The 9,468-nt window shown below is 57.4% G+C and carries 9 protein-coding genes; 1 reads left to right on the top strand and 8 read right to left on the bottom strand.

Annotated elements, in window-relative coordinates; translation table 11 throughout:
- The first annotated feature begins 8 nt into the window (after nt 1-8).
- A complete protein-coding gene (gene cobA / locus F8N21_RS14645; RefSeq protein ID WP_150642814.1) occupies nt 9-770 on the top strand; it encodes a uroporphyrinogen-III C-methyltransferase in 762 nt (253 codons plus the stop codon).
- A gap of 547 nt (nt 771-1,317) precedes the next feature.
- On the opposite strand, the gene F8N21_RS14640 is transcribed toward cobA, so the two are convergent.
- From F8N21_RS14640 to ppsA, 8 genes are all read right to left on the bottom strand, one after another.
- Nucleotides 1,318-2,352 carry an OmpA family protein gene (locus tag F8N21_RS14640; RefSeq protein ID WP_150642813.1) on the bottom strand — a complete coding sequence of 345 codons (1,035 nt, stop codon included), beginning with the start codon at nt 2,350-2,352 and terminating at the stop codon, nt 1,318-1,320.
- Nucleotides 2,353-2,459: 107 nt separating this feature from the next.
- The gene (gene sigX / locus F8N21_RS14635; RefSeq protein ID WP_150642812.1) at nt 2,460-3,050 is read right to left on the bottom strand and encodes an RNA polymerase sigma factor SigX; all 591 of its coding nucleotides are present in this window, start codon (nt 3,048-3,050) and stop codon (nt 2,460-2,462) included.
- 91 nt (nt 3,051-3,141) lie between these two features.
- Nucleotides 3,142-3,966: a mechanosensitive ion channel family protein gene (locus F8N21_RS14630; protein ID WP_150642811.1), complete on the bottom strand. Its 825-nt coding sequence runs from the start codon at nt 3,964-3,966 to the stop codon at nt 3,142-3,144.
- Nucleotides 3,967-3,968: 2 nt separating this feature from the next.
- The gene (locus F8N21_RS14625) at nt 3,969-4,214 is read right to left on the bottom strand and encodes a CrfX protein (protein ID WP_150642810.1); all 246 of its coding nucleotides are present in this window, start codon (nt 4,212-4,214) and stop codon (nt 3,969-3,971) included.
- A 63-nt stretch (nt 4,215-4,277) separates the two neighbouring features.
- The gene (locus tag F8N21_RS14620) at nt 4,278-5,273 is read right to left on the bottom strand and encodes a zinc transporter ZntB (RefSeq protein WP_150642809.1); all 996 of its coding nucleotides are present in this window, start codon (nt 5,271-5,273) and stop codon (nt 4,278-4,280) included.
- A gap of 26 nt (nt 5,274-5,299) precedes the next feature.
- On the bottom strand, nt 5,300-5,791 hold the full coding sequence (rraA, locus tag F8N21_RS14615; RefSeq protein WP_150642808.1) for a ribonuclease E activity regulator RraA: 492 nt from the start codon (nt 5,789-5,791) through the stop codon (nt 5,300-5,302).
- 208 nt (nt 5,792-5,999) lie between these two features.
- The gene (locus F8N21_RS14610) at nt 6,000-6,989 is read right to left on the bottom strand and encodes an alpha/beta fold hydrolase (RefSeq protein ID WP_150642807.1); all 990 of its coding nucleotides are present in this window, start codon (nt 6,987-6,989) and stop codon (nt 6,000-6,002) included.
- A gap of 100 nt (nt 6,990-7,089) precedes the next feature.
- On the bottom strand, nt 7,090-9,465 hold the full coding sequence (gene ppsA, locus F8N21_RS14605) for a phosphoenolpyruvate synthase (RefSeq protein ID WP_150642806.1): 2,376 nt from the start codon (nt 9,463-9,465) through the stop codon (nt 7,090-7,092).
- Nucleotides 9,466-9,468: the final 3 nt, after the last annotated feature.

Genomic DNA, 9,468 nt, shown 5'->3' with positions numbered 1-9,468 from the left:
AATAGAACATGAGCGCAAAAGTCTGGCTGGTGGGCGCAGGTCCTGGCGATCCCGAATTGTTGACCCTCAAAGCGGTACGCGCCCTGGGCGAAGCGGATGTGGTGTTGATCGATGATCTGGTCAACGAGGCCGTGCTGGCCCATTGCCCACAGGCACGCATCATTGCCGTCGGCAAACGCGGCGGCTGTCGCTCCACACCGCAGGAGTTCATTCATCGTCTGATGCTGCGCTATGCCCGCCAGGGAAAATGCGTGGTCCGGCTCAAAGGCGGAGATCCGTGCATTTTCGGGCGTGGCGGTGAAGAAGCGCAGTGGCTCAGAACCCATGGCATTGCCGTCGAAATGGTCAATGGCATCACCGCCGGCCTGGCCGGAGCGACGCAATGCAATATCCCCCTGACGCTGCGTGGCATCAGCCGTGGCGTGACCCTGGTGACCGCCCATACACAAGACGACAGCAGCCTGAACTGGCAGGCCCTGGCCCAAGGCGGTACCACCCTGGTGATCTACATGGGCGTGGCCAAACTCAGCGAAATTCGCGAGCAACTGTTGGCTGGCGGAATGGCGGCGGATACGCCGGTGGCGATGATTGAAAACGCTTCGCTGCCCCAGCAAAGGGAATGTCGGAGCGATCTGACTGCCATGCAGGAAGACGCCCTCGCCTTCCAGCTGAAAAGCCCGGCTATCCTGGTGATCGGCGCGGTGGCAGCTTGTGAAGAGGTCAAATCATCATTGCCTGCGGCAGAGTGGTGCGCAGACGTGGCCCTGTAGGACCGCCGAAAGCTGCGCCCCGACCGCTGAAAAGATCGCAGGCTTCGCCAGCTCCTACGGGGGAGATTCGTATACCCCCATCACACTGTAGGAGCTGCCGCAGGCTGCGATCTTTTGATCCTGGCGTCAGCCGCGACACTTCCATCGACCGCTGAAAAGATCGCCGGCTTCGCCAGTTCCTACGCGAGATTTATTAACACCCCTTTCACCGTAGGAGCTGCCGCAGGCTGCGATCTTTTGATCCTGGTGTCAGCCGCGACACTTCCATCAGCCGCTGAAAAGATCGCAGCCTGCGGCAGCTCCTACATTGGGATGGGTACATCCGCGAGAGACAGGCCGGCTGTCAGGCCGCCTTCATCGCGGGCAAGCCCGTTCCCACAAGATCGAATCAAAATCAAGATCAAAAGATCGCAGGCTTCGCCAGCTCCTACGGGGGATTTGTGTGCCCCTTCACACTATGGGAACTAGCCTATGTGCGGAACCCGACATCAAATCGCAGACAAAGAAAAGCCCGGCCTAGGCCGGGCTTTTCAGAGCTGCAAACTAATTACTTAGCGGCAGCTTCAACCTGCGCTTCTACGCGACGGTTTACAGCGCGGCCCGAGTCAGTTGCGTTGTCGGCAACTGGGCGGGATTCGCCGTAACCAACGGACTGAACGCGGGACGATTCAACACCGTACTGGTTGGTCAGAACTTGCTTAACGGCGTTTGCACGACGCTCGGACAGTTTCTGGTTGTAAGCGTCAGGACCGACGGAGTCAGTGTGACCTTCAACAGTAGTGCTGGTGGATGGGTACTGCTTCATGAAGTCAGCGAGGTTTTTGATGTCGCCGTAGCTGGCAGGCTTGACTACCGACTTGTCGAAGTCGAATTTCACGTCCAGCTCAACACGAACAACTTCAGCAACTGCCGGGCAGCCATCAGCATCAACAGTTACGTTGGCTGGGGTGTCTGGGCACTTGTCGACGTTGTCGCACACGCCATCGTTATCGCTGTCGGCGCACACTTCAGCCGGAGCTGGAGCTGGTGCTGCAGCAGGCTTGGAGCCGCCACCGAAGTTCACGCCGATACCGACGCTTGGAGCCCACTCGGTGTCGCCCTGGTCGATATTGTACTGAGCTTCAACGCCGGCACGGGCGTAGAAGTTCTCGGTGAAGTACAGCTTGGCACCGCCGCCAACGTTGGCGAAAGTGGAACCGTTACGACCGCTTTTGCCGTTCTGGCCGATGCTCTGATCGGAGAAACCGGCGGAGACGTATGGACGGATCATGTCGCCTGGGTTGTTGAAGTGGTACAGAGCATCCAGAGCGGTATCCGAGCCCTTGATGTTACGACCGTCATCGGAACGCACGTTGTGCACTTCGTCGTAAGCCAGACGCAGTTCAACGTCGTCGGTCAGGAAGTAACCAACCGAACCGCCGAACAGGTTGCCGTTGTTTTTGAAATCACGGGCGCTGTCGTACTGTTCTTTCTTGGCGAAGCCTTCGATTTCAACTGCGCCTTGGCCTTGTGCCAGCGCGCCGAACGAAGTAGCGGCAATAAAAGAACCAATGGCCAAGCCCAAGGTGTTTTTCAGTTTCATCCGTTAAATCCCCATCTGGTGATTGTGAAGCAGTCCCGCAAACCGGGGGACAACTCGGCGGCAAGTCTATCAGAACTTGCCTACACGTAAGAGATATTTGCGCTGAACTAAGTTTCAGCAATGCCTGCAAATTTCTCACGCAATTTATCTAGAGCGCGTTTGTAACGCATTTTTGTAGCACTCAAACCCATATGCATTATGTCCGCGATCTCCTGAAATTCCAGCTCTGCGACAAATCGTAGCACCAGAATTTCCCGGTCAATCGGGTTCACATACACCAACCAGCGATCAAGTCCACCCTTTTCCTCGGGTTTCGGCATCTTCTCATCAGATGCTTCCTCGAGGGGGTCGAGACTCAACGCGTCCATCAAGCGACGCTTGCGCCGTTCCTTCCGATACTGCGTGATGCATTCGTTGTACGTGATGCTGTATAGCCAGGTCTTGAACTTCGATTTGCCCTCGAAGTTCTTCAAACCATACAACACCTTCAACATCACTTCCTGACAGACATCGTCTGCGTCACGATCGTTCCCTAAATAGCGTGCACAAACGTTAAATAAGGTTCTCTGGTAGCGCCGCATCAACTCTTCGTAGGCGCGTGTTACGTGAAACAGCTCCGTGTGCGAGCGCGCAACCAACTCCTCATCAGAGAGCTCGCGGGGGTCGTAGCGCATGGATAGCGATTGGGCTTTATTCAAAACGAGTCAGTGCCGACAGTCAGGTCAATGTCCGCCGCGGCCCGGATTAGCGGGCTTTTTGCGGCGGCATACATTAGCAGGGTTTGCCGGGTTAGCGGCTACTCACATGCTGCTCCAGCATCATCCGATTGGAGAGAGAGACTAGCTCACCCTCATCGGTCAGCAGTGTGGTTTTAACCGTGCCGATCTCTTCGATCTGCCCTTCGACCTCGCCAACACGCACTTGTTGCCCAACCTGATACAACTCACGCACATAAATTCCCGCAAGAATCTGGCCGGCGATTTCCCGGCTTCCCAACCCCATGGCCAAGGCAACTGCCAGACCAACGGTTATCAAAACGATGACAATCACGTGGTTGAGCAGGTCAGTCTTGACCTCCAACTGGCTGATCGCCACCGAAATACTGATGATGATCACCAGGCCCTGGGCGATACGTCCAAGGCCTGCGGCGTAATCCAGGCCTACGCCCTCTGCTGCGCCCCGTACCAGCCCATTGGCCAGCTGCGCCAGCAGGACCCCTACCAGCAACACCAGGGCGGCGCCAAAGACCTTCGGCAAATACAACGCCAACATATCGAGCGTAGCCGAAACTCTTTCCAAGCCAAGTGATTCTGCAGCAGAAACCAAAAAAATTAGCAAAACGAACCAATACACGATTTTGCCGATCAAGGTCGAGATCGGCACCTGCAGGCCCGCTCGGGACAAAATCTTGGTCAAACCGGTACCGCCCATCAGGCGATCCAGGCCCAGTTTTGCCAGTAATTTTGAAAGCAAGGTGTCGAGCAGCTTGGCCACGACGAACCCCAACAGCAACACCACCAGTGCGCCAAACAGGTTGGGGATGAAATTCGCTACCTTGGTCCACAATGCAGTCATCGCAGTGACGAGGCTCTGAGTCCAGAGATCAAGTTCCATATTCAATCAGCCTTATCAGCAGTGCGGGCAGTAGATTTACGACGGGAAACCGGTGAGACATGGGCCGAGCCGTTATTGAGGGCAATCATCAGCGCCGGCAACCAGCGCCCCAGCAAGCTGAACAGATCACCCGCACCCACCTGACGGTTGGCGGTTTTCAGTACGCGGCCCAGGCAGGCATCGTCGTCACGGGTAGACGGCGTCGCCTGGAGCATGTCACGCAAAGACTGTTCGAACGGATCGTGCATACGCACCTCTCGAGATGTCTGTGAAAGACGCGATGAAAATTCTTCGGGTCACATGCCAAACCATCAGACCCAGCGCAAACGGCGGAATAACCACCACTGTCCCAGACCCACCGAGAGCATCATCAGACAGGCCACGAGGAAGCCATACGGGCTCTCGGAAAAGGGTATTCCGCCGACATTTATTCCCAGCAAACCGGCCAGAAAACTCATCGGCAGAAAGATACAGGTGATGATCCCGAAGCGGTACATCGTGCGATTCATCCGCACGCTCAAACGCCGGTCCTCGGCCTCCAGCACCAGCCCCACCCGCTCTCTGGTCAATTCCAGCTCTTCCAGGTAACGCGTCAGGCTGTTGTTCAATTCGTTCCAGTAGTCGCCATCGTCTTCGACGAACCACGGCAATTTGATCCGGGTCAGCTGCCCGAAAATATCCCGCTGCGGCGCAAGGAAACGTTTCAGTGCCGCGGCTCTTCGACGGATCTGCAAAACGGCGCCATGTTCCGGAGTATACCGTTCGTCGGCATCCAGCTTTTCTTCTTCCTCATCGACGATTTCCGAGAGATTGCTGACCAGATCCTGAACCTTGTTGGTCAGGTACTGAGCCATATAAAGGATGAGTTCAGAGGCGGTTTTCGGCCCCTTGCCTTCATCCAGGCGCACCAACAGTTCATCGGTGGCCCGCAAGGGACGCAAGCGCAGGGAAATCACCCGCTGGGCGGAACCGAAGATCCGTACCGAGACCATGTCTTCCGGTTCGGCTCCCGGATTGAGGTTGATCCCGCGCAGAAACAGCAGCAGTTGGCTGTCCGGCAACGGCAGCAGCCGTGGCCGGGTATTTTCTTCAAGCAGCAGGTCGCAGCTGAATTCGCTCAGGCCGCTGTATTTACGCAGCCAGGTCTGGGTTTGCGGGTGACTGCGATCCCAATGCAGCCAAATACTCTCGTATGGCTGCAGTTGCAGGTCATCCAGTTCAGTCCGGGCAATCGAACGCGCACCGCCTTTACCATCCAGCACCAGGGCGTGAACCAGCCCCCACTGCGCGTTTTCTTCCTCGAACATCCTTACCCCTTGCTTGATCGAACGCTTTACTCAGGCATCTTCAGCGGGCTTGGCGAGATGATCACGCCGTTATTGTCCGCATAAATGTATTCGCCTGGACGAAAGGTCACGCCAGCAAAGGTCACTGCAACGTTGAGATCACCGATACCGCGCTTGTCAGTCTTCATCGGGTGACTGGCCAGGGCCTGGACGCCCAGATCGGTTTGCGCGATGACATCGACATCCCGGATGCAACCGTAGATCACCAGCCCTTCCCAACCGTTTTTGGCGGCTTTCTCGGCCAGCATGTCGCCCAGCAACGCCCGGCGCAGCGAACCACCGCCATCGACCACCAGCACCTTGCCGTTCCCCTTGAGATCAACCTGTTCCTTGACCAGCGAGTTGTCTTCGAAGCACTTGATGGTCACGATTTCGCCGCCGAAGGAATCACGACCGCCAAAATTGCTGAACATCGGTTCGACCACCTGCACCAGTTCCGGGTAGGCGTCGCACAGGTCGGGAGTAAGGTAATGTTTCATCGAGAAACTCCTGTAAAGGAAAGCACACGATAGAAAGAGTCGAAAATCGCAGCGATTACGCTAATAAACGAATTCCGGCGCCGGATATTCAAGGTTTGAGCCGAACATGAAGGCTGACCCAGTAACCGAAAGTGACCAAAACAGCTCAATGCGTCATATCTTAGCCGTTAGTCGAGCAGAGCGAAACGCCCTTGTTAGAGCGCTCGGTTCAGACTGCTGCGGCCAGATTCGACTTATGGGTCAGCAATGGCGCTTGCTGATCGTTCAACCAGCGCTCCACCAGTGGCCAGACTTCTGTTTGGGCACTTTTGCTGACCAGCATTGCCACATGGCCAAAATTTTCACTAAAGCCCTGCTCACGCCCCAGGCAAACGAACTGTTTTTGTTCACCGCCAAACTGCTCGAAGAGTTTGCGGCAGGCCCACGTCGGGTCCTGATGATCATCGGTTGCACTGACCGCCAGCACCGGTACCTGGACCTCTGCCAGCCCCGCCCACCAGTCTTTGTCGGCATCGCCGAAACGCCCGAACAGCCCGTACCAGCGCATGCCTTCCAGGGCCAGGCCAATCGGCTCGTCCTCGGGGCCGCGCTTGAACCGGGAGCCGGAAATCTGGGCGAAACGCTTCAAGATAAAACGTCCACTCCACTCTACCGGTGGAATTTTCAACGGCCAGTAGGTGCGACTGACCTGGGTGCCGAAAAACGCCGCGGACGCTACTGCGGGTTCGCCCAGGTACTGGCCACCCAAGGCCGCCGCCAGGGTGATGCCACCCAGCGAATGCCCGAGCCAATGGGGGATCTGGCCACTTTGCTCACGGACGAACGCGGCAATCGCCGGCAGATCGTAGCGGGCATAGTCGGCAACGCGGTTCTTGGGATAGTGCTGATTGCGCCGGGACAAGCCGTGGCCGCGCATCTCGGGAATCCACACATCAAAGCCGGCGCGCGCCAGATAGGCACCCAGCCCCAGGCCCTTGGGTGAAAACCAGAAGCGCCGGTTGGAAAAACTGCCGTGAAGCAGGACCACCGGAACACCGCGCACTTGCGGTCCATCGGCCATGCCCAAGCGGGTGACGGCCAGTTCCACGGTGCCATCCGGGCTGTTGCCCGGTTTCAAGCGATAGACGTCCTCGCTCAGATCGCCACGACGTTCGGCGCTGATCAAGGCCACAGGAAATAGGTTGCTGCTGCTTTGCATAATGCTCTTGCACAAAAAAGGGCGGCATCCAGATGGAGCCCGCCCTACTCGAATCTGAAAGTGTCGGTCAGCCAATGCTGACCGACACTTCATTCACCTATCAGACCGGAGCCTGAGCCTCTGCGAGGAAGAACCAGGTTTCCAGTACGGAATCGGGGTTCAACGAAACGCTTTCGATACCTTGTTCCATCAGCCATTTGGCCAGATCAGGGTGATCGGAAGGGCCCTGGCCACAAATACCGATGTATTTGCCGGCCTTGTTGCATGCCTGGATGGCATTGGCCAACAGCTTCTTGACCGCAGGATTACGTTCGTCGAACAGGTGCGCGATGATCCCGGAGTCGCGATCCAGGCCCAGGGTCAGCTGGGTCAGGTCGTTGGAACCGATGGAGAAGCCATCGAAGAACTCGAGGAACTCTTCAGCCAGGATGGCGTTGGACGGCAGTTCGCACATCATGATGATGCGCAGGCCATTTTCGCCGCGCTTCAGACCGTTTTCCGCCAACAGGTCGATGACCTGGCTGGCTTCGCCCAGGGTACGGACGAACGGCACCATGATTTCGACGTTGGTCAGGCCCATCTCATTGCGCACACGCTTCAGCGCACGACATTCGAGCTCGAAGCAGTCACGGAACGCTTCGCTGATGTAACGCGAGGCGCCACGGAAACCCAGCATCGGGTTTTCTTCTTCCGGCTCGTAGAGTTTGCCGCCGATCAGGTTGGCGTATTCGTTGGACTTGAAGTCCGACAGACGCACGATGACCTTTTTCGGCGTGAATGCCGCGGCCAGGGTGCTGATGCCTTCGACCAGCTTCTCGACATAAAAACCGACCGGATCGTCGTAGCCGGCAATGCGCTTGTCGACGCTTTCCTTGATGTCCTGCGGCAGCCCGGCGTAGTTCAGCAGTGCCTTGGGGTGCACGCCGATCATGCGGTTGATGATGAATTCCAGACGGGCCAGGCCCACACCAGCATTCGGCAACTGCGCGAAGTCGAAGGCACGGTCCGGGTTACCGACGTTCATCATGATCTTGAACGGCAGATCAGGCATGGCGTCGATGGAGTTTTTCTTGATATCGAAGCCCAGTTCGCCTTCGAAGATATAACCGGTGTCGCCTTCAGCGCAGGACACGGTAACGCCCTGGCCGTCTTTCAACAGTTCGGTGGCATTGCCGCAACCCACGACGGCCGGGATCCCCAGTTCGCGAGCGATGATCGCCGCGTGGCAGGTACGCCCGCCACGGTTGGTGACAATGGCGCTGGCGCGCTTCATCACCGGTTCCCAGTCCGGGTCGGTCATGTCGGAAACCAGAACGTCGCCCGGCTGGACCTTGTCCATCTCGGAAACGTCTTTGATGATCCGCACCTTGCCGGCGCCGATGCGCTGGCCGATGGCACGACCTTCAACCAGCACGGTCCCGGTTTCCTTGAGCAGGTAACGCTCCATGACGTTGGCCGAGGTGCGGCTTTTCACGGTTTCAGGACGGGCCTGAACGATGTACAGCTTGCCGTCGTCACCGTCTTTGGCCCATTCGATGTCCATCGGGCACTTGTAGTGCTTCTCGATGATCATCGCTTGCTTGGCCAGTTCGTTGACTTCAGCGTCGCTGAGGCAGAACCGCGCACGATCGGCTTTGTCGACATCGATGGTCTTGACCGACTTGCCGGCCGTGGCCACTTCGCCGTAGATCATCTTGATGGCTTTGCTGCCCAGGTTGCGGCGCAAAATGGCCGGACGACCGGCGGTCAGGGTGTGCTTGTGAACGTAGAACTCGTCCGGGTTCACCGAGCCTTGCACGACGGTTTCACCCAGGCCGTAAGCACCGGTGATAAACACCACGTCACGGAAACCCGATTCGGTGTCGAGGGTGAACATGACGCCGGCAGTGCCGGTTTCCGAACGCACCATGCGCTGCACACCGGCCGACAAGGCCACCAGTTTGTGGTCGAAACCCTGGTGTACCCGGTAGGAGATGGCGCGGTCGTTGAACAACGAAGCGAACACTTCCTTGGCGGCGCGAATAACGTTCTCGACACCACGGATGTTGAGGAAGGTTTCCTGCTGACCGGCGAAGGACGCGTCGGGCAAGTCTTCAGCGGTAGCCGAAGAACGCACAGCGACGGCCATGTCAGGGTTGCCGGCCGACAGCGTGGCGAACGCAGTGCGGATTTCGGCGTTGAGTTTTTCGGGGAATTCGGCATCCATGATCCATTGACGGATTTGCGCGCCGGTTTTCGCCAGGGCATTCACGTCTTCGATGTCCAGCGCATCGAGTGCGGCGTGGATCTGATCGTTCAGACCGCTTAGTTCAAGGAAGTCACGGTAAGCCTGAGCCGTTGTAGCAAAGCCACCAGGCACCGATACACCGGCACCTGCAAGGTTACTGATCATCTCGCCCAGGGATGCGTTCTTGCCCCCCACATGCTCTACATCGTGGACGCCGAGCTTATCGAGGGAAACTACGTACTCTACCAAGGT

Origin of the sequence: Pseudomonas fluorescens (assembly GCF_902497895.1) — a bacterium.
In the GTDB taxonomy this organism is placed as follows: domain Bacteria; phylum Pseudomonadota; class Gammaproteobacteria; order Pseudomonadales; family Pseudomonadaceae; genus Aquipseudomonas; species Aquipseudomonas fluorescens_BP.
Note: the sequence above shows the minus strand (reverse complement) of the source record. Positions and strands in the feature narration are given on the sequence as shown.

Coding starts and splice junctions, on each gene's coding strand:
- cobA (WP_150642814.1), top strand. CDS start 9: ATGAGCGCAAAAGTCTGGCTGGTGGGCGCAGGTCCTGGCGATCCCGAA.
- F8N21_RS14640 (WP_150642813.1), bottom strand. CDS start 2,352: ATGAAACTGAAAAACACCTTGGGCTTGGCCATTGGTTCTTTTATTGCC.
- F8N21_RS14630 (WP_150642811.1), bottom strand. CDS start 3,966: ATGGAACTTGATCTCTGGACTCAGAGCCTCGTCACTGCGATGACTGCA.
- F8N21_RS14625 (WP_150642810.1), bottom strand. CDS start 4,214: ATGCACGATCCGTTCGAACAGTCTTTGCGTGACATGCTCCAGGCGACG.
- F8N21_RS14620 (WP_150642809.1), bottom strand. CDS start 5,273: ATGTTCGAGGAAGAAAACGCGCAGTGGGGGCTGGTTCACGCCCTGGTG.
- rraA (WP_150642808.1), bottom strand. CDS start 5,791: ATGAAACATTACCTTACTCCCGACCTGTGCGACGCCTACCCGGAACTG.
- F8N21_RS14610 (WP_150642807.1), bottom strand. CDS start 6,989: ATGCAAAGCAGCAGCAACCTATTTCCTGTGGCCTTGATCAGCGCCGAA.